The sequence below is a fragment of the Stenotrophomonas sp. YJH_SMC_32 genome (assembly GCF_059369975.1).
Map to the genome: position 1 here is coordinate 82,756 of NZ_JCAFTE010000002.1, position 21,433 is coordinate 104,188.

Genomic DNA, 21,433 nt, shown 5'->3' on the forward strand with positions numbered 1-21,433 from the left:
TCAACCTGTGAGACACGGACACTAGATAATGGCGGCGCATCGCCTTGGCAAGTCATTGGACCTCCCGCGCCCGCGTGCTAGCGTTGCGCGGCTGCTGACACCCCCTTACCCATGCTCAGACATCTTTCGATCAAGGATTTCGCCGTCGTCCGCGCCACCGAACTGGAGTTCGGGCCAGGCATGACCGTGGTTTCAGGCGAGACTGGCGCCGGCAAGTCGCTGATGGTCGACGCACTGGGCTTCCTGTCCGGCCTGCGCGCTGACAGCGGCGTGGTCCGCCATGGTGCCGCACGCGCCGAGCTTTCCGCCGAGTTCGCGCTGGAGCAGCTGCAGGCCGCCCGCCAGTGGCTGGCCGACAACGAGCTGGACGACGAGGACCAATGCCAGCTGCGCCGCGTGATCCGCGCCGACGGCGGCTCGCGGGCCTGGATCAATGGCCGCCCGGTGACGCTGGCACAGCTGGGCGACCTGGCCTCGCTGCTGGTGGAGATCCACGGCCAGCATGAACAGCAGGCGCTGCTGGCGCGCCCGTCGCAGCTGGCCCTGCTGGATGCCTATGCCGGCAACGAGAACGAGCGCCGCCAGGTGCGCCACGCCGCCGCGGCCTGGCAGGCACTGGTCGATGAATCTCTGGCGTTGTCGCAACAGGGCGACGTCAGTGACCGGATCGGCTTCCTGGAGCACCAGCTGCGCGAACTGGACCGCGAGGACCTGGAACCGGAATCGATTGCCGCGCTTGGCGCCAGCCACCGTCGCCAGGCCCACGCCAGCGCCCTGCTGAGCGCCTGCCAGGCGGCCAGCAACCAGCTCAACGGTGAAGACGGCAGCTCCGCGCTGGACCTGCTGCAGCAGGTGCGCCACGAGCTGTCGCGGCTGGTCGAGCACGACCCGCGCCTGGGCGAGGTGGACGGCCTGATCGAGAACGCCTCGATCCAGCTGCACGAAGCCCTGTCGCTGCTGGACCGGGTGCATGACGACCTCGACGCCGACCCGGAACAGTTCGAGGAGAACGAGCGCCGCCTCGGCCGCCTGCACGACCTGGCCCGCAAGCACCGCGTGCCGATGGACGAGCTGGGCGCGCAACGTGAGCGCATGCATGCCGAAGTGGAGCAACTGCGCGGTGCCGATGAGCGCCTGCAGCGCCTGGCCGGCGAGATCGACAAGGCCGCCGCCGCCTGGCGCGTACAGGCTGAAGTGCTGACCGCCAGCCGCCGCAGCGCCGCTGCCGAACTGTCGGCCACCACCACCGGCATCATCGCCGAGCTCGGCATGGGCGGCGGCCAGTTCCTGATCGAACTGGAGCCACAGGACAGCGGCAAGCCCGACCCGCAGGGTGCCGAGCGCGTCGAGTTCCTGGTGGCGGCCAACGCCGGCCAACCGCCGCGCGCCCTGCGCAAGGTGGCCTCGGGCGGTGAACTGTCACGTATTTCGCTGGCCATCGAAGTGGCCGCGCTGGACCTGGATGCGGTGCCGACCATGGTGTTTGACGAGGTCGACTCCGGCATCGGCGGCGCGGTGGCTGACATCGTCGGCCAGAAGCTGCGCGCGCTCGGCGAGAAGCGCCAGGTGCTGTGCGTGACCCACCTGCCGCAGGTCGCCTCCAAGGGCCACGCCCATTACCGGGTCAGCAAGGCCCCGGTGGAAGGCATGACCCAGAGCGCAGTGGAAAAGCTGGACAACAAGGCGCGCGAGGAAGAGCTGGCGCGCATGCTCGGCGGCGTGGAAGTGAGCAAGGAAGCGCGCGCCGCCGCCCGCAAGCTGCTGCAGGCCTGAGGCCTGTTCACGGTTATCCACGCATGGCGTGGATCTACAACCCACCCGCACGGTAGTGCCGGCCGCTGGCCGGCAACCCAACACCGGTAGACGATGATCGTGAGGTTGCCGGCCAGCGGCCGGCACTACCCGTATCACCCCAACGGCCGCGTCAGGTCGACGTTCTCCACCAGGAAATCGAGGAACGCGCGCACCCGCAGCGGCAGGTAACCGCCCTGCCCGAGGAACACCGCGTGCACCTCTTCCAGGTCACCGGGATTGGCCTCTTCCAGCACCGGCAGCAAGCGCCCGGCAGCAATGTCCTCCTGCACCTGGAATTCCGCCAGCCGCGCCATGCCCAGCCCGCCCAGCACCAGCTGGCGCAGCGCATCGCCGTTGCTGGCGCGGGCATTGCCACTGGGCAGCAGCATCCGCTCGCGCCCCTCCTGCAGCAACGGCCACCCCTGCATCGCACGGGCATGGCCGATGTCCAGCCGGTTGTGCGACTGCAGCTCCTCGGCAGTGCGTGGCAGCCCGTGCCGCTGCGCGTAGGCCGGTGCAGCCACGATCATCATCCGCGTCGCGCCCAGCCGTCGCGCCACCAGACTGGAGCTCTTCAGCGGCCCGGCCCGCACTGCCACATCGGTGCGCTGCTCCAGCAGGTCGATCACCTCGTCGTTGAGGGTCAGGTCCACGCCCACCTGCGGGTTACGCTCAAGAAACGCCGGCAGCAGCGGCAACAGGAAATGGCGGCCAAACGGCACGTTGGAGTTGACCCGTAGCCGCCCGCGCGGCTCGGCATGGGCGCTGGCACAACGCTCGGCCTCGTCCAGGTCGGCCAGCACGCGCAGGCCACGCTCGTAGAACGCGCAGCCTTCCGGGGTCAGCTGCAGCTGGCGGGTGGAGCGTTGCAGCAGGCGCGTGCCCAGCCGTTGCTCCAGCCGCGCCACCAGCTTGCTCACCGCCGACGGCGTCATGTCCAGCGTGCGGGCCGCAGCGGAAAAGCCACCGGTCTCGATCACCCGCACGAACACTTCCAGTTCGCCGGATCGGTTGATGTCGGGTCGCGCCATGGCGATGAATCCAGTTCACAGATGATTGTCCGTGCGCAGTCTAGTTCACAGATAAGCACGGAATCACCATGGCGGTCCCTCCACTCGGGACTGCCCGATGAACCGCTTGAGCCAGCTCACCACCACCGCCCTGCTCGCCATGTCCGGCGCCGCCAGTGCCGCATCCGCCCCGCACTGGGTCGCCAGCTGGCAGGCCAGCCCGCAGCCGGTCTGGAACGCGGATTTCCTGTTCCCGACCCTGGTCCCGGCCACGCTGCAGGACCAGACCTTCCGCCAGACGGTGCGTGTCAGCCTGGGCGGCCCGCGGCTGCGGGTGCGGCTGAGCAATGCCTACGGCACCCGGCCGCTGCGGATCAGGGCGGCCAGCGTGGCCGCACGCGCGGGCGCCATCCCGCAACCGCTCAGCTTCGGCGGCCAGCCCGGGGTGTTGATCGGGCCCGGTCAGGAACAGCTGAGCGATCCGCTCCCGCTGGCCACGGATGACCGCCAGGCATTGCAGGTCAGCGTCTTTGTGCCGGGGCCGGCAACCGTTCAGACGTTCCATTGGGAAGGCCGCCAGACCAGCTGGATCGCCCCCGGCGACCAGAGCCGGGCCCAGGCCCTGAGCGCAGCCAGCAGCACCACCGCCCGCCTGCTGCTGACCGGAATTGACGTCGAGGCCGACACCGACGCGCGCAGCGTAGTGGTGATCGGGGATTCGATCACCGACGGTGCCACCGCCAGCCTCGACCAGGACCAGCGCTGGACCGATCATCTGGCCGCGCGCCTGGCAGCGCGGGGCATAGCCGTGGTGAACGCCGGCATTTCCGGGGGGCGGCTGCTGCGCGACGGCATGGGTGAATCCGCCCTGGTCCGCTTCCGGCGCGACGCGCTGGACCAGCCTGCGGTATCCAGTGTGATCGTGCTGATCGGCATCAATGACATCAGCTGGCCAGGTACCGCATTCGCCCGCAACCAGGCCCGGCCCACGCTGAGCGAGCTGCAGGCGGGGTATCGCGCGCTGGCAGAACAGGCCCGCCGCCGAGGTGTGCGGATCGTGGGCGCTACTTTGCCACCGTTCGCTGGCGCCCTGCCCGGCACGCCGCTGGACGACTACTACCAACCGGACAAGGACACCCTGCGCCGCCAGCTCAATGCCTGGCTGCGCACGGACAGCCCGTTCGACGCGGTGATCGACCTGGACGCGGCGCTGCGCGACCCGGCCGATCCCTCACGGATGGCCGTGGCCTACGACTCCGGCGACCACCTCCACCCGGGTGATGCCGGCAACCGGGCCATGGCTGAGGCGGTGGACCTGGAGATCCTGCTGGGCCGCAAGGGGTCGGATCCCTTACCTGAACGGAAAGGGCTCTGACCCATCAACGAAAAACCCCGGGCAGGCCCGGGGTTTCGTCGCATCCAGCTGGCCGGAACGGATTACTTGCGCTTCTTGCGCACGTACAGCACCAGCGAGTGCTCTTCCAGCTCGTAGCCATGGTCTGCGGCGATCTTGCGCTGCAGCTCCTCGATCTCGTGGCTTTCGAACTCGATGATCTTGCCACTGTCCACGTCGACCATGTGGTCGTGGTGGCCGCCACGGTCCAGTTCGTAGACCGCCTGGCCGCCCTCGAAATTGTGCTTGAGCACGAGGCCGGCGGCCTCGAACTGGGTCAGCACCCGGTACACCGTGGCCAGGCCGATCTCGTCGCCGTGCTCCAGCAGCTGGCGGTAGATGTCTTCGGCGGTCATGTGGTGCTGGGCATTGCGCTGCTCCAGCAGCGCCAGGATCCGCATCCGCGGATGGGTCACCTTCAGGCCGACTTTACGCAGGTCGTGGGTTTCCATAGGTCTCCGTTCATTGGCGATTTAGCGCCAGCTGCCTCGGATTGGGTCGCGGTGGCACGCCGGGAGTGTATCATCGGTTTGATTTCCCCAACCGCCAGTCCCGATGCGCAATCTCCTGTTGGTCGCCGCCGTCGCCCTGTCCACCACCGGGTGCGGCATCATCTACAAGCAACCCATCTATCAGGGCAACCTGATCCGGGAAGATGCCGTGGCCAAGCTGCAGGTCGGGCAGAGCAAGCAGCAGGTCACCGCGCTGCTGGGCACCCCGTCCATTCCCGACCCGTTCCACGCCCAGCGTTGGGACTACACTTCCAGCCAGCGCGTGAACCGCCTGGGTCGTACCGAAGTGAAGAACTTCGTGGTGTTCTTCGAGAATGACACCGTGACCCGCTGGGAAGGCGATTACTTCCCGGGCAACGACAAGGCCCTGGCCCAGCAGACCGTGCGCCAGTTCGGCCGCAACCTGCCGAAGGACAAGAAGAAGAAGGGCCGCTGAGCCCCCTGCCCGTCCGCAGGTACGGCTGCCGGAATCAACCGCCGAGCGCGCGACGCCGGCGGTTGTCCTTGGGGTCGGCCAGCAACGGGCGCAGCAACTCGATGCGATCACCTTCCAGCAGTGCCTGCTGCGGGCGAGCCAGCACACCGTGAACGGCGACGGCGGGGCAATCGGCACTGCCTTCCAGCGCGGCGGCGGCAATGGCGTCGGCCACGGTCGCACCTTCTTCCAGCTGCAAGCGGCGCGACAGCACCCGCTGCGGCCAGGCCAGCACCACCTCGACCTCGATCATCGCTCAGCCCTCGTCGGCGACGCGGACGAAATCGTTGACCATGCGATCGGCCAGCCCCTGGAAGCCGATCGCCAGCGCCGGACCGAGCAGGCGCGAGCTGGGTTCGAACTCCAGGGTCAGGGTGACCTTGCAGGCATCCTCGGCCAGCGCATGGAATTCCCAGCGGCCGTGCAGCTGCTTGAACGGGCCATCGCGCAGCTGCATATCAATGCTGTGCGGGCGCTGCAGGGTGTTCTCGGTCTGGAACCATGTGCTGAACGAGCCCAGGCCCAGGTCCAGTCGCGCCACCAGGCGGTCCTCGCCCTCCTCAACGATCTGGGCAGCAGAGCACCAGCGGAAACGGCGCGGATAGGCCTGGACGTCGTTGACCAGGTCGAACATGCGCGCGGCCGAATGTTCGACCAGGGCGCTGCGGCGGATAGTAGGCATGAATACAGGACGTTTCGGCAATCGACCGGGCGGGCCCGAATCGGAGACAATACGGAAATGAGCAAGAACAGCGGCAAGGATAAAGCAAAGAGCGCGACGGCCAACAAAACCATCGCGTTGAACAAGCGTGCCCGCCACGAATACCACATCGAAGAGCGCTTCGAGGCCGGCCTCGCCCTGCAGGGCTGGGAGGTCAAGTCGATCCGCGCAGGCCGTGGCAACATCATCGATGCCTACGCCTATGTGAAGCGCGGCGAGATCTACCTGATCGGTGCACAGATCACCCCGTTGATCCAGGCCTCCACCCACGTGGTGGCCAATGACCGGCGCGAGCGCAAGCTGCTGCTGCACCGGAACGAGATCGACAAGCTGATCGGCAAGGTCGAGCGCGATGGCTACACGATCGTGCCCACTGCGATGTACTGGAGCAAGAACAAGATCAAGCTCGAAGTCGCGCTGGCCAAGGGCAAGCAGACCCACGACAAGCGCGATGCCGCCAAGGACCGCGACTGGGCGATCGAGAAGCAGCGCGTGATGCGTCGCGGCAACCGCGACGCATGATCACTCCCATCGGCGCCATGGCGACTGCCAGCGCCGATGAAACGCGCACGTTGTGCGCGCGCCTGCTGGCCTTCAACCAGGCCCACGGCGGCGATGCGTTCGATGAGACCCCAGTCCGCCTGGCCTGGCATGACGAGCACGGCAGGCTGCGCGGCGGCGTGCTGGCCGACGTCTGTGCCGGCTGGCTGCAGGTACATGTGCTGTGGGTGGATCCGGAACTGCGCGGGCAAGGCATCGGCCAGCGCCTGCTGGCGGAAGCAGAAGCCGCCGCGCGCCAGCTTGGCGCCCGCAACGTGATGCTGGATACCTTCGACTGGCAGGCCGAAGCCTTCTATCTGCGGCAGGGCTACACCGTGTATGGGCGACTGCCCGATTGCCCACCCGGTCACGAGCGGATCTACCTGCGCAAGACGTTGTCGGGGTCGTAGTCGTGTCGGCGCTGGAGTTGCCTGCCGGTCACCCCGCCAGCACGCCCTGCCCGCGCATGCGCGGTGCCAGCGCGGCGTGCATCACGGCCAGATGCATCACCACCGCCAGTTCGGGCGCATGCCGGTCATCGCCGGCGCGCCACCGCTGCGCCAGCTGGGCTGCGTCGGCCGGCAGCAGGGCCAGCAACTGGGCGTCATCCATCGAATCGGCCGCGCCCTGGAGCTGCTGCGCCATCTGCCGCGACTGCCACACATGCACGCCGATGCTGAGGCTGGCCAGCGACATCAGGACCACGGCCAGCCCGTGCTCGAACCACTGCGACAGCACTTCCGGCCCCCACAGCAGGGCCGCCAACACCGCCAGGCCCGGCAGGCGCCAGCCCAGCCAATGGATGCGACCGCGCTGCGACCAGTGCACCACCACCGCACTGGCGACCAGTGCTGCGGCCGCTGTGGCCGGCAGTTCGGTCAGGCAGGTGGCCGCAAGCAGCACACCCAGCACGGCCCAGACCCAACTAGGCGGCAGCGCGCGCCGCTGGTAGTCGGCCCCGACGGGTCCGACCAGCTGTCGCAGGCTGCGTTGTTGGCTTGCCTCGGTCACCCACAGTCTCCGTGTCTGTCCTGGCCCGGATGGTCGCCGCCAGTGTGTCGCAAATTCGTGCCCATGACGTTACCAATCCGATATGAAGGAGGCTCTACAACTTGTTGTGGATTGCCAAGGTGACTGTTCAGCTGTTTTGCCGTAGCATTGCCACTGTTGGGCAGGCACTGACCGTGGCGACACGAAACAGGCCTTGTACCTTGCAGAACTTGAAGAAACCGGGGGTGCATTGGTTTCGACGGGGGTTGTGAAGTCGCCTGGCGCATGCCGAGGGGGTAGCTTTCCTCGTAAATCCAGCTGCAAAACTCTAGTTGCCAACGACGACAACTACGCTCTGGCCGCTTAAGGCCTAAGCCTCGAAACCGCTTGTGTCCATGCTCGCGGTGTAGAGTCACTATCATGGAATCGCGCTGGACGGCTGCCTGTCAGTCCGGCACTAGAACACAACAGGCTGGTTCCCGGATGCGCTTTGCGCACCGTGCTGTTCGGGGACGAGATCCAACGGTGAGCTAAGCATGTAGTGCTGGGGATGGAGTGCCTTCGGACGGCGGTTCAATTCCGCCCACCTCCACCATCTGTATGGCCTGTCGAGGCCGCAAGAAGCCGGATCTCCCGTCAACTGGGGTTCCGGCTTTTTTGTGCCTGCACGTCGCGCAGGACGTGTGGCGCATAATCGGGATGACACCGCCAACACAACAGTTCCTCCATCCGCGACCGCCAGAAGGATCTGCAATGAAAATCGCCACAACCACGCTCGCCCTGTTCCTCACCGCGCTCGCCGCCGCCCCAGCCACGCACGCCGCAGCCCCGGCCATCGCGCCGCCCGGCACCGCCACGCTGGAAGCGCTGCTGGCCTGCAAGGCGGGCTCGGATTTCAGTGCGGCCGACGCCATCGATGCCCTGCAGGCGGCCGGCCTGGCCAAGAAGCCGGGCGGCACCTTCGAGCCGGAGGACAAGCCGGTCGCGCTGTTTGGCGGCACGGTCAACAGTGCCGATGTGACTGTGGCCGAAGGCGAGAAAGGCCTCTTCGTGTACCTGAACGGTGTCGACGCCAAGCGCCTGGCCAGGGACTGGTCGGTGACCGAGGTCAACGAGCATGCCAATACCGAAGAACCTTCGTACGTGAAGCGCATCGACAAGCACCACACCCTGCACGTGATCGCAGGCGACGACTACGAGGGCTATTCGGCGGCGGTGAAGTGCCAGATCAGCCACTGATGGGCTAGGAACCTGCAGCCGGCGCACGGAACTGCCCGAATCTACCAACCGCACTCGCCGCCAAGCCCGACCCAGCCGGTAGATTCCGCTTTGACAGGCCGGCCGCTAGAGTGGCGCCACCGCGCAGGAGGATCGCATGGCTACCACGGGCTTGGGCTTCATCGGCCGCACGACCCTCATCATCACCGTGCTGCTCACCCTGGGCGGCTGCGCGACGCTGCGCCAGTTCGGGCCGTCGGTGCAGGTTGCCTCGGTCACGCCCGGCCAGTACATCGCGCTCAAGCGCGGTGACATCCTGACCTCCGGCAAGCTCAGCGCGGCGACCATTGAGACCCTGCGCGTGGCCGGGCTCGATGAGGGCGTCTGTGCCAAGCCCGGCCTGCCCTGCATCGAGGCCATGGAAAGCAGCATCGTGGTGCGCGAGGAAGACAAGCGCTCCAGCCTGGCCGAGTTGTGGCTGCAGTATGCGATGACCCTGCCGGCGCCAACGCGCGAGTACTCGGCATCCGGCCGCGCCAAGACCGCAGTCACCGAGCTGGATGCCGACTTCCAGCCACGCCTCGATGCGTGGATGCAGGTCGCGCGCCAGGCCTATGCCTATCTGTTCTTCACCGAGCGCACCGCCAACCAGCGTGGTTTCGAAGACCGCCAGACCCAGGTGCGCGACTACTACAACCTGGCGGTGCAGGAAGCCTCGGTGCAGCTGTACAACGCGTATGCCACCGGCCGCGTGCACGGCCAGGCCAGCCATTTCCAGCTGGGCCGCTGGACCTTCGTGCTGGCCCCTTCAGACCAAGCATCGGCGCTGGACCAGCGTACCCCCAGCGAGCTGGTACCCGCCGCCTCGCTGTCGTTCACCGGTACGCTGCGCAGCGTGCATCGCCGCGATGGCTTCGGTGCCGAGCTGGTGGCGGTGATGGATGACCCGGCCGGCAGCACGGCCACCACGCCTCGGGCAGCGGCGCAGGCAACGCAGGCCAGCACTTCGGCCACGCAGAGCTGGAGCGAGATGCCCTCGCCATCGATGACGGTGCTGCTGCGCTTCTCGGGGAACAACCTGTGGGAGGTGCTGCACGATGACGAGCCGGAGCTGGAGATCCACGATCCCTACCAGGTTTCGGAAGTGACCCTGCACGGCCAGCAGGTGCCACTGGCGGCCAACTTCACTGCCGGCTATGCGCTGTGGCTGGCCCGCTCCAACTTCAGCCGACAGTCGTTGCGCACGCTGTTCGGTGGCAAGGGCGGCATCGACACGCCGCATCTGTACATGATGCAGCCCTACGACCCGAACCGCCGCGTGCTGCTGATGATCCATGGCCTGGCCAGCAGTCCGGAAGCCTGGGTCAACGTGGCCAACGAACTGCTGCGCGACGACGAGATCCGCCGGGACTTCCAGGTCTGGCAGTTCTATTACCCGACCAACATGCCCATCGCGATGAGCCACGATGCGATGCGCCACACGCTGGCTGAAGTGTTCAAGCACTTCGACCCCAGCGGCAAGGCGCAGGCCTCGCATGACATGGTGCTGGTGGGGCACAGCATGGGCGGGGTGATCGCACGGTTGATGATCTCCTCCTCCGGCGACCACCTGGTCGACACCCTGCTGGCCACCGCGCAGATGACGCCCGCCCAGCGCGAACTGCTGCGCACCAAAGGCGCACCGGTGCTGACCTTCCTGCCAGAACCGGAAGTGTCCCGCGTGGTGTTCATCGCCACGCCGCATCGCGGTACCGACGTGGCGGGCACCCGCCTCGGCCGGTGGATCGGCCGGCTGGTGCGGTTGCCACTGACCGTGCTGGAAGACTTCGCCACCATCGCCAACGACGGCCAGATCGACCGCAATGACGGCAAGCACGGCTACCAGATGAACAGCATCCAGAACCTGGACAAGGACGACCCGTTCGTCCGCGCCGTGGCTGACCTGCCGATGTCACCGAAGGTGCACTACCACTCGATCATCGCCCGCGCCAAGGCCGATGGCCCACTTGAGAAGACCGATGACGGGCTGGTGCCCTACTGGAGTTCGCACCTGCCGCACGCGGATTCGGAGAAGGTGATCGTGTCCGGACACAGCGTGCAGGAAGCTACGCCGGCCATCGTCGAGCTGCGGCGGATCCTGCATGAGGACATGCAGGCACACGGGCGAACGGGAAAGTAAGCCGCCGTCCCGACAGATCAGGCACCGGCCGTACGCCGCGAGAACGTGCCATGCAGCGCCGCCGGAATCGCAAAGCCCTCCATGCGCACCTCGGGCCGATAATCGGCGCTGGGGGTGAAGCGGAACTCGCGTGCCAGCAGCGCGCACAGCAATACCAGCTGTGCATTGCCGACCGCCGATCCCACGCAGGAACGCGTGGGGAAGCCATAAGGCACATAGATGCCGGCGGTACGCTTGCGCCGTTCGGGCAACCAGCGATCGGGATCGAACTGCAGCGGGTCATCCCAGTACTTCGCCGAGCGGTGCTGGATGAACGAGCTCAGCTCGAAGACCGTACCTTCGGCGATGGCCTGCCCTTCCACCTGCAGATCGCAGGCAGCCACCCGACGGTTGTTGAAGGGCGTGGAGTACAGCCGCATCACTTCCTTCAGGAAGCGCATCGTGCAGGGAATCCTGGCCATCGGCAGCGCGTGGATCTCCGCCTCCGAGAGCGGCGCGAATTCCTCCTCGATGCGCTGGCGCCAGTGTGGATGCATCTGCATCGCCAGCAGCAGGCAGGCGGCCATCATGCCGGGCACGCCGGAAATGGCGATCAGCTGCACGGTGACCAGGTAGGTGACCTTGTCCAGGCCAATGCGCTCTCGCAGGCTCAGCAATGACTGCGCGTAATCCAGCGCCGAACGTCCGCTGCGGACACGGTGCTTGAGTTCGGCGGCAATCGCCCGTGATTCGGCACGGCCGATGAGGAAGTTGCGCAGCAGGTGGCGCCGATGGATGACCTGCTCGACCTGGGTGGTGTAGCGCAGATGCAGGGCGCGTTCGATGGCTGCGGTGCCGCGGGCATCGAGCCCGTCGATCACCAGCGGGATCAAGGGATGGGCCATCACTTTCCACACCGCCGGCGTGGCATCCAGCGCATGCCCGCACACCCCATCCAGAGCTTGCCTCATGCGCGACTGCAGTGCCTCCAGGGTCTGTGCTCCGGTGAGCTCAGCACTACAGGTGGCGATCAGGCTGCGCACTTCGGTCCAGCGCACGCGCTCGTGACGGCGGAACAGGTCGGCCAGCGACTCGACCACGAACAGGTGCTCGGAATTCTCCTTGTCGACCTTGCCAGCCAGTTCCGGGCAGAACACCCCAACACCGCCGGTTTCCAGCTTCAGCACAGGCCCTTCGCGCTCCACGCGCGCAGCCAGGCGCTCGGCAGCAATGGCGCTGCCTTCATTCGACATCCCTTGCATGCAGTGCGTCTCCGGCAGGAAGGGACTCGAAAGACGAGTCCCTTCGTCTTGCTACCGCTCAATCGCGGGTTTGGCTGGCAGGATCAGAATTCGACCCACAGCGGCCAGGTATTCCACACGCTGCTCTTTTCGTTCGGATGAATATTCAGAGTGACGCGCAATGCTCGGGCGAATCTTTTCATTTTCATTCCTTTGCTTGCTGTGTGGTTATGCCGGGATTATCCCGGCACTGGCTAGATAACACGACATAATCCCACTGTCCAACCGGCCGGGTGGCGCACTGCAGCATCCGGGTTGCGGCCGATTGAGGGGAATCCCTCATCGCGCCTGCGCACGCAGCCTCCTATGCTGGGCTCACTTTCCCCCAACGGAGGTCTGCATGAACACGCAAGAGCCCAGCCGCCAGCCCAGCCCCGATCCGGCCGAGCGCGATGCCTTCTTCCCGTCGCCGTATTCGCTGTCGCAGTTCACCTCGCCCAAGAGCGACCTGTCCGGCGCCGACTATCCGGATGCGCGCCGCGATGGCCGCTGGAAGGTGCTGATGATCGCCGCCGACGAGCGCTATCTGCCGACCGCCAATGGCCACCTGTTCTCCACCGGTAACCATCCGGTGGAAACCCTGCTGCCGATGTACCACCTGGACAAGGCCGGCTTCGACATCGACGTGGCGACGCTGTCCGGCAACGCCGTCAAGTTCGAATGGTGGGCCTTCCCACACGAGGACAGCGAGATCGGCGCCCTGTACGAACGCTACCAGGAACGCTTCCGCCAGCCGTTGCAGCTGGACCAGGTGGTGGCCGGCCTCGGCGCCGATTCGGACTACGCCGCCGTCTTCATTCCCGGTGGGCACGGCGCGTTGATCGGCCTGCCGGAGAGCGCGGCGGTGAAGGCCGCGCTGCAATGGGCCATGGCCGAGCAGCGCCACATCATCACCCTCTGCCATGGCCCGGCGGCGCTGCTGGCGGCGGGCGTCGACGAAGCCGAGGGTGCCTCGCTGTTCCGTGGCTACCGCATCTGTGCCTTCCCCGACGCAATGGACCGGCAGACACCGGGGATCGGCTACATGCCCGGGCAGCTGCGTTGGTTCTTCGGTGAACGGCTGGCCCAGCAGGGGGTGCAGATCGTCAATGAGGGCATCGATGGCAGCGTACTGCAGGATCGCCTGCTGCTGACCGGCGACAGTCCGCTGGCCGGCAACGCGTTGGGCAAGCTGGCCGCGCGTACGCTGCTCGATGCGCTGGCGGGGCGCTGAGCCAATGCCTGCGCTGGTGCCCGCGCTGCTGGAACTGGAACAGGCGCGGTCATTGCCGGCGGTGGGCGGCGTGCTGCGCGCCGCCGCCTCACCATTGGGCTACGACCGCCTGTTGGTGTTTGCCACCGGAACCGGGCTGGAGCGCGACGCACAGCGTGTGTACTGGATTGAAGGTGACTGGTTCGGCGACGGCAGCGATAGCGGACTCGCCCGCTACCTGCACGCCTGTCCGGTCAACCGCCATGTGCTGGACAGCAATGCGCCGTTCTTCTGGAGCAAGCGCGACGGCGTGCGTGGCGAGCGCTACCAGGTGGTGAAGCAGCCTCGCGGCGATGGCCTGCATGGGTTGCAGGTGCCGGTGTTCGGCCCGACCGGTCTGGAGGGTGCGGTCAGTTTCGCCGGCACCTCGATTGATGCGTCCGCCAGCGCGCGCCTGCTGCTTGAAATGGTCGGCACGTCAGTCTTCCGCGCGGCGCGGCGGCTTGCCGAAGCGCCGGCCGACATCCGCGCGGGCGCGCTGAGCGCACGCGAACGCGAGGTGCTGCGCTGGGTCGCCGCTGGACGGCGCCAGGCAGAGATAGCGGCCACGCTGGGGCTGTCTGCGCGCACCGTTGAGAACCACCTGCGGCGAGCGCGGCAACGACTGGGCGTGGCCACCACCGCGCAGGCAGTGCGCGCGGCAGGCCGCCGTGGCGAGATTGAAGATTGATCAGGATGGAGGCACTTCCTGCTGCCTGATCAGCGTGCGGCATACGCCCTGTGCATCTGCGCGATTGCAGAAGGCAGGCGACGGGATGAGCTACGACCCGTGATCGCCGGTGCGCGGTCCACCGGGCGGGGCGTTCATCGCCCGCCCGGCATCCGCGAGCCACCCATCCCTGCATAACGCTGCCCTCGCATTCGTGGCATGCTCTGTGAAACCGTTTTCATGGAATGGAGGGATTCCACGATGTTGTCGCGTTTCCGTCGCCCCGCGCTGTCTGCGCTGCTGGCGCTTGCCCTGCCTCTGACCAGCGCCTGGGCCGCAGCCCCTGCGCCGTTGAAGGTGATGTCGTTCAATGTGCGCACCCCGGCCGATACCGAACCCGGCAAGCGCTGGCCCGACCGTCGCGATGCGATGGTGAAGGTCATCCTCGACGCGCACCCAGCGGTGATCGGTACCCAGGAGCTGGTGCAGGAGCAGGCCGATTACCTTGCCCAGCACCTGCCCGGATACCGCTGGTTCGGCGAGGGCCGCCGCGGCGGCAGCGGCGACGAGCACATGGGCGTGTTCTACGACAGCAAGGTGCTGGCGATCGAGGAATCAGGCAACTTCTGGCTGTCTGATACGCCCGATGTGCCCGGCAGCATCACCTGGGGCAACCTGTATCCACGCATGGTCACCTGGGCGCTGTTCCGCCGCATCGATGACGGCCGCCGCTTCTATTTCATGGATACCCACCTGCCCTACCGCGACGAGGACGAACCACGCCGGGTGAAGGGTGCCGAGCTGATCGGCAGGCGCGTGGCCGGCCTGGCGGCCGACCTGCCGGTGGTGCTGACCGGTGACTTCAACAGCGAACCCGGCGGCGACACCTACAAGGCATTCACCCGCGTACTGCACGACACCCGTGCCCAGGTGAAGACACCGCAGGGCCCGCGACTGACCTTCCACGATTTCACTGGCAAGGCCACCGCGCAGCTGGACTGGGTGCTGGTGCGCGGTTTCCGCGCGCGCAGCTTCCTGACCGATGACCGCCGCATCGATGGCGTGCTGCCATCGGATCATTTCCCGCTGGTGGTCGAACTGGACTGGCCGAAGCACTGACCCCGCACGGCAGCCGCAGCTACAGCGGCGGCTGCCGCGACAGCAGGCGATACAGGGCCTGATGCTGATCGCGCGCCTGGCAGATGCGGGCCCCTATCGCCAGGAACACGGCGACGCCGATCAGGCCCAGCCCCAGCATCGAATCCTGCAGGCGCAGGAAACCGACCGCTGCGGCCATCGTCGCCAGCACCAGCAGCACCACGACCGCCACTGACAGACCCGCACCCGGTGGACCCGGATCGCCGTACAACATCCGTTGTGTATCCCGCCTTCCGTCCGCCATTGCCTGTCCTCCCGAGTGCCTGACCCACTAGTTACACGGCGAGCCCGCAATCCGGCAGAGTCAGAAACGTCACGAAGGTGAAGACGTACGCGGAATGCACCGCGCTACCCTGCCGCGTACCCCTCGAACTGCGGAGCAGCACATGGCACACCAGAGCCGGCTGGCAGGATTCATCATCGACTGCCAGGACCTTCCCGCCGACGAAGGCGCCCGTTTCTGGGCCGCCGCGCTCGGTCTGCAGGCACAGGCGGCGCGTGCCGAAGGAGGCGCCGAGTATGCCGACCTGCTGGGCGCACCGGCGGGCCTGGACGTTGAAGTCCAGCGGGTCGATCACCCGTCACGGGTGCATCTGGACATCGAGAGCGACGACATCGATGCCGAGGCCGACCGCCTGGAGAAGCTCGGCGCGCGACGGATAGGCTTCGTCAAGCGCTGGTGGGTAATGGAAGCACCGACCGGCCATCGCTTCTGCATCGTGCGCATGCGCGAGCGCGAGGTGCCGGCCAATCAGTGGCCCTGAAAGAGCAAGGGGACGGAAGCCACGGCCTCCGTCCCCCCGGAGTCACTGCACCTGCGCCACGCTCGGTTGCTGCGGTGATTGCCCCCAGCCTCCGAGCGCCTTGTACACGCCCACCACGCTGACATTGACCTCGGACTCGGCCGCCGCCAACGCATCATCGGCTGCCAGCTGCGTGCGCTGCGCATCCAGCAGGGTCAGGAAGTCCTCCGAGCCCTCGCGATAACGGATCTGCGCCAGCGATTCGGCACGCCGTGCCGCCTGCGCCTGCTCGACCACGATCGCCAACCGTGCCTGCTGCTTGGAATAGCGGGTCAGCGCGTTCTCGGTGTCTTCCAGGGCCAGCAGTACCGCCTGCTCATACTGCGCGGCCACGCCTTCGGCTTCAGCCTTGCTGGCGCGCAGGCGTGCACGCACGGTGCCGAAGTCGAATGCCGCCCAGCTCAGCGACGGGGTCAGCGACCAGGCCTTGTTGTTGCCATTGACCAGGCCGCTGGCATCGCCACCGAGGAACCCGACGAAGCCGGACAGCGACAACCGCGGGAACAGGTCCGCCGTGGCCACGCCCACGCGTGCGGTCGCAGCCGCCAGGCGACGCTCGGCCACGCGCACGTCGGCACGCTGGCGCAGCAGTTCGCGGGTATCGCCCAGCGGCAGTGCCTTGGCGAAGGCCGGTACGTCGTGCGGCGCGAGCATGTCAGTCAGCACTTCCGGGCGCTGGCCGAGCAGCACGGCCAGCCGGTTGCGCGACTGCGCCTCGGCCACTTCCAGCAACGGGATGTCAGCCTCGATCGCCTTCAGGCGGGCACGGCTGCTCTGCACATCCAGCTCGCTGCCTGCGCCCAGCTGCCAGCGCGCCTCTGTCAGCTTCTGCGTATCGCGCAGGTTTTCCAGCGTGTGCTGGGCCACCGCGATGCGCTTCTGCGTACCGCGCAGCTCGAAGTAGTTGCGCGCCACTTCAGCGGCGATCAGGACCTGCGCATCGGCCAGGTTGGCCTGCTCGGCACCGAGGTCGGCGCGTGCGGCTTCAGCAGCACGGCGCTTGCGGCCGAACAGATCCAGCTCCCAGCCGGCGTCGAAGCCGAGCTGGTAGCTTTCACTGAACACCCGCTGCCCACCCAGCTGCGGATCGGGTTGCTTGCGGCGGTCGTAGCTGCCGCCAGCGGTGACGTGCGGAGCCTGGTCGAGGCGGCTTTCCACGAACACCGCGCGGGCCTGGCTGACGCGGGCCACGGCCACGCGAAGGTCCAGGTTGTCCGACAGTGCGCCGTGCACCAGCTGTTCCAGCACCGGATCATCGAACTGCGCCCACCAGCTGGCGACCGGCGAAGCGGTACTGAACACCGGCTGCTGTGCACCCTGCAGGACCACCGGTTCCTGCACCGGGGCCTTGTAATTCGGGCCGACGCTGACACAGCCCGCCAGCACCAGGCTGGAGACGGCCATCGCCAACGTGCGGATCACCATGGCAGCACCTCGCCCAGGTAGGTGAAGCTGCCGCTGGCGCCGGATTCACCGATCAACGCCATTTCCACGCTGGAACGTGCGCCTTCGCTGATTTCGATTTCGCCGTTGCCGCCGTTCATGTCGGTCTTCACGTAACCCGGATGCACGGTGTTGACCTTGATCGGGGTATTGCGCAGTTCGTAGGCCAGACTCAAGGTCCAGCTGTTCACCGCCGCCTTAGAGGCATTGTAGGCCGGGATCTTGAAATCGTAGATGCCCGACGCCGGGTCGGCGTGCAGGGTCTGCGAGCCGAGCATGCTCGATACGTTGACGATGCGCCCGGACTTGGCCTGCTTGACCAGCGGCAGGAAGGCCTGGGTGACCGCCACCAGCGCATACACGTTGGTATCGAAAGTGCGCTTCCAGGTATCGAGTGACTGTTCCGACGGTGCCTGCGCCGGGTTCTCGATCATGATGCCGGCGTTGTTGACCAGGATGTCGAGACGACCATGGCGCTGGCGCACCTGCTCGACCGCTTCGGCGATGCTGGCCGCGTCGGTCACGTCCAGTTGCAGGGCTTCGACCGGCAGGCCTTCAGCCTGCAGCTTCAGTGCCAGCTCCACGGCGGTCTCACGCTTGCGACCGGCCAGCAGCGTGTGCACGCCAGCCTGGGCCAGCTGGCGCACAGTTTCCAGGCCGATGCCACGGGTGGCGCCGGTGACCAGCGCGATCTTGTTCTGATGGGTGTTCATGGATGCATGCCTTGTGAGGGGAAAGCCGCCACCGGCCAATGACCGGCGGCGACGGGGTTCCATATCAGTGGTGGATGGTCGGCTCGCCGTGCTGCACCAGCTGTCCACCACCGTTGCGGGTGACGAACTTGCGCAGGGCCACGTAGAACACCGGGGTGAGGAACAGGCCGAACAGGGTCACGCCCAGCATGCCGGCGAACACGGTGATACCGGTCACCGAGCGCACTTCGGCGCCTGCACCGTGCGACAACACCAGCGGCACGGTGCCGGCGATGAACGCGATGGAGGTCATCACGATCGGGCGCAGACGCAGGCGGCAGGCTTCCAATGCCGCTTCAACGATGCCCTTGCCGCCCATCTCCAGCTCTCTGGCGAATTCGACGATCAGGATCGCGTTCTTGCACGCCAGGCCCATCAGCACCACCAGGCCGACCTGCACGAACACGTTGTTGTCACCACCGGTCAACCACACGCCGAACAGCGCGGACAGCAGGGTCATCGGCACGATCAGGATCACCGCCAGCGGCAGCGACCAGCTCTCGTACAGCGCGGCCAGCACCAGGAAGGCCAGCATGATCGCCACCGGGAACACGATGAAGGCCGCCTTGCCCTGGGTCGCCTGCTGGTAGCTCAGGTCGGTCCATTCGGTGGTCATGCCCACCGGCAGCACCTTGCCGGCGATCTCGGTCAGCTTGTTCATCGCCTCGGCCGAGGACAGCAGGCGCGGATCGGCTTCACCGGCCAGGTCCGCTGCCGGATAGCCATTGAAGCGCAGCACCGGGTCCGGGCCGAAGGTCTGCTTGATGGTGACCATCGAACCGATCGGCACCATTTCGCCGCGGTCGTTGCGGGTCCGCAGCTTGCCGATGTCTTCGACCGTCTCGCGGTACGGACCATCGGCCTGGGCGATCACCTGCCAGGTGCGGCCGAACTGGTTGAAGTCGTTGACGTAGGCCGAACCCAGGTAGGTCTGCAAGGTGTCGAACAGCTCGGTGAGCTGCACGCCCTGTGCCTTGGCCTTGACGCGGTCCACCTCGGCATCGAGCTGCGGCACGTTGGCCTGGTAGCTGGAAATCGGGAAGGCCATGCCCGGGGTCTGCGCGACGGTGCCCTGCATGGCCTGCACCGCATTCTGCAGCGCGCCGTAACCCAGGTTGCCGCGGTCCTCGATGAACATCTGGTAGCCGTTGCCGTTGCCCAGGCCGAGGATCGGCGGCGGCATCATCGCGAACGCGAAGCCTTCCTGCAGGCCCGCGATCTTCTGGTTGATCTCGGCATTGATCTGCGCAGCGGTACGGCCATGACGCTCGGCGAACGGCTTGAGCGGAATGAACGCCACGCCGGTGTTGGGCGTGTTGGTGAACTGCAGCGCGTTCAGGCCCGGGAACGAGATGGTGTGGGCCACGCCGTCGGTTTCCTGGGCGATCTTGGCCACCTTGCGCAGCATTTCATCGGTGCGCGCGATCGACGAGCCCTCCGGCAGCTTCACGCCGGCGATCAGGTACAGCTTGTCCTGGGTCGGGATGAAGCCCGGCGGCACCAGCTTGAAGATCACGCCGGTACCGACCAGCAGGATCGCGTAGACCACGAACACCGCACCGCGGCGGCCGAGGATGCGGGCCACGCCACGCTCGTATTTCTCCGAGCTGGACTTGAAGAAGCGGTTGAACGGACGGAACACCCAGCCGAACAGGCGGTCGATCAGGCGGCTCGGGCCGTCCTTCGGCGCACCATGGGCCTTCAGCAGGCGCGCGGCCAGGGCCGGCGACAGGGTCAACGAGTTGATCGCCGAGATCACCGTGGAAATAGCGATGGTGACAGCGAACTGCTTGTAGAACTGGCCGGTGACACCGGACAGGAAGGCCATCGGCACGAACACGGCACACAGCACCAGCGCGATCGCCACGATCGGGCCGGACACTTCGCGCATGGCCTGGTGGGCTGCGGCGGTGGGTGACAGGCCTTCCTCGATGTTGCGCTCGACATTCTCCACCACCACGATCGCGTCGTCGACCACGATGCCGATCGCCAGCACCAGGCCGAACAGGCTCAGCGTATTGATCGAGAAGCCCAGCAGGTACAGCGCGGCGAACGTACCCACCACCGACACCGGCACCGCGATCAACGGAATGATCGACGCACGCCAGGTCTGCAGGAACAGGATCACGACCAGCACCACCAGGGCGATCGCTTCCAGCAGCGTGGAAACCACGGCCTTGATCGAGTCGCGCACGAAGATGGTGGTGTCATACACCGCTTCGTACTTCACATCGGCCGGCATGGTCTTCTGCATCTCGTCCATCGTCGAGATGACCTGATCGCGGATTTCCAGCGCGTTGGCACCCGGCGACTGGAAGATACCGATACCCACCGCGTTCTTGCCGTCCAGCTGCGAGCGCAGGGTGTAGTCGCCCGCACCCAGTTCCAGGCGGGCCACGTCGGACAGGCGCACGATCTCGCCATCGGTGCCGCTCTTGAGCACGATGTCGCCGAATTCCTTTTCGGTCTTCAGACGGCCCTGGGCATTGATCAGGGTCAGGAACTTGCTGTCCGGCAGCGGTTCGGCGCCGAGCTGGCCGGCCGAAACCTGCACGTTCTGCTCGCGCATGGCGCGCACCACGTCGCTGGCGGTCAGGCCGCGCGAAGCCACCTTGTCCGGATCCAGCCAGGCACGCATGGCGTAGTCGCCGCCACCGAAGATCTGCGCGTCACCCACGCCCGGAATACGCGCCAGCGCATCCTTGACGTGCAGGCGCGCGTAGTTGCGCAGGTACAGGGTGTCGTACTTGCCTTGCGGCGAGGTCAGGTGCACCACCATCAGGAAGGTCGGCGACTGCTTCTGCGTGGTCACGCCCTGCCGGCGCACGTCCTCGGGCAGCCGCGCCTGCGCCTGCGCCACGCGGTTCTGCACCTTCACCGCCGCCGCGTCCGGGTCGGTGCCCGGGCGGAAGGTGACGGTCATCTGCAGCACGCCGTCCGAGCCGGCCACCGACTTCAGGTACATCATGCCTTCGACGCCGTTGATGGCCTCTTCGAGCGGTGTGGCGACGGTCTCGGCAATGACCTTGGGGTTGGCGCCCGGATAGACCGTGCGCACGACCACCGACGGCGGCACCACTTCGGGGTACTCGCTGATCGGCAGGATTGGAATCGTGATCAGACCTGCGGCGAAGATCACGATCGACAGCACCGCCGCGAAGATCGGCCTGTCGATGAAGAAACGGGAAAAGTCCATGGAGGAATTCCTGGGAAAGGCATTCGGCGGGCAACAGCCACCCTGCCCCTCGTCGATACGACGAAGGC

The 21,433-nt window shown here is 66.6% G+C and carries 21 protein-coding genes and 1 other RNA gene; 12 read left to right on the top strand and 10 right to left on the bottom strand.

What is annotated here, in order from left to right; translation table 11 throughout:
- Positions 1–111: 111 nt before the first annotated feature.
- Positions 112–1,773, top strand: a complete 1,662-nt coding sequence (recN, locus tag AC5P7S_RS04315) for a DNA repair protein RecN (protein ID WP_065179665.1) — start codon at positions 112–114, stop codon at positions 1,771–1,773.
- 134 nt (positions 1,774–1,907) lie between these two features.
- On the opposite strand, the gene AC5P7S_RS04320 is transcribed toward recN, so the two are convergent.
- A complete protein-coding gene (locus AC5P7S_RS04320) occupies positions 1,908–2,825 on the bottom strand; it encodes a LysR family transcriptional regulator (RefSeq protein WP_095377357.1) in 918 nt (305 codons plus the stop codon).
- Between the two features lie 97 nt (positions 2,826–2,922).
- Here AC5P7S_RS04320 and AC5P7S_RS04325 point away from each other — a divergent pair, with 97 nt between their 5' ends.
- The gene (locus AC5P7S_RS04325; protein ID WP_095377358.1) at positions 2,923–4,179 is read left to right on the top strand and encodes an SGNH/GDSL hydrolase family protein; all 1,257 of its coding nucleotides are present in this window, start codon (positions 2,923–2,925) and stop codon (positions 4,177–4,179) included.
- A gap of 62 nt (positions 4,180–4,241) precedes the next feature.
- Here AC5P7S_RS04325 and fur read toward each other — a convergent pair whose 3' ends face one another.
- A complete protein-coding gene (gene fur, locus AC5P7S_RS04330) occupies positions 4,242–4,649 on the bottom strand; it encodes a ferric iron uptake transcriptional regulator (protein WP_005409235.1) in 408 nt (135 codons plus the stop codon).
- A 103-nt stretch (positions 4,650–4,752) separates the two neighbouring features.
- On the opposite strand from fur, the gene AC5P7S_RS04335 reads away from it, so the two are divergent.
- Complete coding sequence (locus AC5P7S_RS04335; RefSeq protein WP_005409234.1) at positions 4,753–5,145, top strand: outer membrane protein assembly factor BamE; 393 nt, start codon at positions 4,753–4,755, stop codon at positions 5,143–5,145.
- A 34-nt stretch (positions 5,146–5,179) separates the two neighbouring features.
- On the opposite strand, the gene AC5P7S_RS04340 is transcribed toward AC5P7S_RS04335, so the two are convergent.
- Both AC5P7S_RS04340 and AC5P7S_RS04345 read right to left on the bottom strand, forming a co-directional pair.
- Entirely contained in the window at positions 5,180–5,437 is a 258-nt protein-coding gene (locus AC5P7S_RS04340; RefSeq protein ID WP_005416176.1) for an RnfH family protein, read from the bottom strand.
- Between the two features lie 3 nt (positions 5,438–5,440).
- Positions 5,441–5,866: a type II toxin-antitoxin system RatA family toxin gene (locus AC5P7S_RS04345; RefSeq protein WP_005416175.1), complete on the bottom strand. Its 426-nt coding sequence runs from the start codon at positions 5,864–5,866 to the stop codon at positions 5,441–5,443.
- Between the two features lie 57 nt (positions 5,867–5,923).
- Between AC5P7S_RS04345 and smpB the strand changes: the two genes are divergently transcribed.
- Together smpB and AC5P7S_RS04355 are read left to right on the top strand one after the other, a co-directional pair.
- The gene (smpB, locus tag AC5P7S_RS04350; RefSeq protein ID WP_005416174.1) at positions 5,924–6,427 is read left to right on the top strand and encodes an SsrA-binding protein SmpB; all 504 of its coding nucleotides are present in this window, start codon (positions 5,924–5,926) and stop codon (positions 6,425–6,427) included.
- Positions 6,424–6,855: a GNAT family N-acetyltransferase gene (locus AC5P7S_RS04355; protein ID WP_095377359.1), complete on the top strand. Its 432-nt coding sequence runs from the start codon at positions 6,424–6,426 to the stop codon at positions 6,853–6,855. The genes smpB and AC5P7S_RS04355 overlap by 4 nt, the downstream gene beginning before the upstream one ends.
- A 28-nt stretch (positions 6,856–6,883) precedes the next feature.
- Here the strand turns inward: AC5P7S_RS04355 and AC5P7S_RS04360 are convergent, their stop codons facing one another.
- Entirely contained in the window at positions 6,884–7,456 is a 573-nt protein-coding gene (locus AC5P7S_RS04360; RefSeq protein ID WP_095377360.1) for a hypothetical protein, read from the bottom strand.
- A gap of 220 nt (positions 7,457–7,676) precedes the next feature.
- Here AC5P7S_RS04360 and ssrA point away from each other — a divergent pair.
- The 3 genes from ssrA (at position 7,677) to AC5P7S_RS04375 (ending at position 10,832) form a co-directional block, all read left to right on the top strand.
- Positions 7,677–8,030: a transfer-messenger RNA gene (ssrA, locus tag AC5P7S_RS04365) on the top strand.
- 158 nt (positions 8,031–8,188) lie between these two features.
- A complete protein-coding gene (locus AC5P7S_RS04370) occupies positions 8,189–8,674 on the top strand; it encodes a hypothetical protein (RefSeq protein WP_053499134.1) in 486 nt (161 codons plus the stop codon).
- Between the two features lie 136 nt (positions 8,675–8,810).
- Entirely contained in the window at positions 8,811–10,832 is a 2,022-nt protein-coding gene (locus tag AC5P7S_RS04375) for an esterase/lipase family protein (protein WP_095377437.1), read from the top strand.
- A gap of 17 nt (positions 10,833–10,849) precedes the next feature.
- Here AC5P7S_RS04375 and AC5P7S_RS04380 read toward each other — a convergent pair whose 3' ends face one another.
- Positions 10,850–12,073, bottom strand: coding sequence for a cytochrome P450 (locus AC5P7S_RS04380; protein WP_111174881.1), 1,224 nt, complete (start codon positions 12,071–12,073; stop codon positions 10,850–10,852).
- Positions 12,074–12,452: 379 nt separating this feature from the next.
- On the opposite strand from AC5P7S_RS04380, the gene hchA reads away from it, so the two are divergent.
- From hchA to AC5P7S_RS04395, 3 genes are all read left to right on the top strand, one after another.
- On the top strand, positions 12,453–13,325 hold the full coding sequence (hchA, locus tag AC5P7S_RS04385) for a glyoxalase III HchA (protein WP_005416168.1): 873 nt from the start codon (positions 12,453–12,455) through the stop codon (positions 13,323–13,325).
- A 4-nt stretch (positions 13,326–13,329) separates the two neighbouring features.
- Complete coding sequence (locus tag AC5P7S_RS04390) at positions 13,330–14,034, top strand: PA1136 family autoinducer-binding transcriptional regulator (RefSeq protein ID WP_005416167.1); 705 nt, start codon at positions 13,330–13,332, stop codon at positions 14,032–14,034.
- A 240-nt stretch (positions 14,035–14,274) separates the two neighbouring features.
- On the top strand, positions 14,275–15,132 hold the full coding sequence (locus AC5P7S_RS04395; protein WP_005416166.1) for an endonuclease/exonuclease/phosphatase family protein: 858 nt from the start codon (positions 14,275–14,277) through the stop codon (positions 15,130–15,132).
- 19 nt (positions 15,133–15,151) lie between these two features.
- Here AC5P7S_RS04395 and AC5P7S_RS04400 read toward each other — a convergent pair whose 3' ends face one another.
- Positions 15,152–15,415, bottom strand: a complete 264-nt coding sequence (locus tag AC5P7S_RS04400; protein WP_032954098.1) for a hypothetical protein — start codon at positions 15,413–15,415, stop codon at positions 15,152–15,154.
- Between the two features lie 142 nt (positions 15,416–15,557).
- On the opposite strand from AC5P7S_RS04400, the gene AC5P7S_RS04405 reads away from it, so the two are divergent.
- Positions 15,558–15,935 (top strand): VOC family protein, encoded by a 378-nt coding sequence (locus AC5P7S_RS04405; RefSeq protein WP_005416164.1) that lies wholly within the window; start codon positions 15,558–15,560, stop codon positions 15,933–15,935.
- Positions 15,936–15,977: 42 nt separating this feature from the next.
- On the opposite strand, the gene AC5P7S_RS04410 is transcribed toward AC5P7S_RS04405, so the two are convergent.
- The 3 genes from AC5P7S_RS04410 to AC5P7S_RS04420 form a co-directional block, all read right to left on the bottom strand.
- Positions 15,978–17,399, bottom strand: a complete 1,422-nt coding sequence (locus AC5P7S_RS04410) for an efflux transporter outer membrane subunit (protein WP_053499146.1) — start codon at positions 17,397–17,399, stop codon at positions 15,978–15,980.
- Complete coding sequence (locus AC5P7S_RS04415) at positions 17,393–18,130, bottom strand: SDR family oxidoreductase (RefSeq protein ID WP_005416162.1); 738 nt, start codon at positions 18,128–18,130, stop codon at positions 17,393–17,395. The genes AC5P7S_RS04410 and AC5P7S_RS04415 overlap by 7 nt, the downstream gene beginning before the upstream one ends.
- 64 nt (positions 18,131–18,194) lie before the next feature.
- Complete coding sequence (locus tag AC5P7S_RS04420; RefSeq protein WP_019338348.1) at positions 18,195–21,365, bottom strand: efflux RND transporter permease subunit; 3,171 nt, start codon at positions 21,363–21,365, stop codon at positions 18,195–18,197.
- Positions 21,366–21,433: the final 68 nt, after the last annotated feature.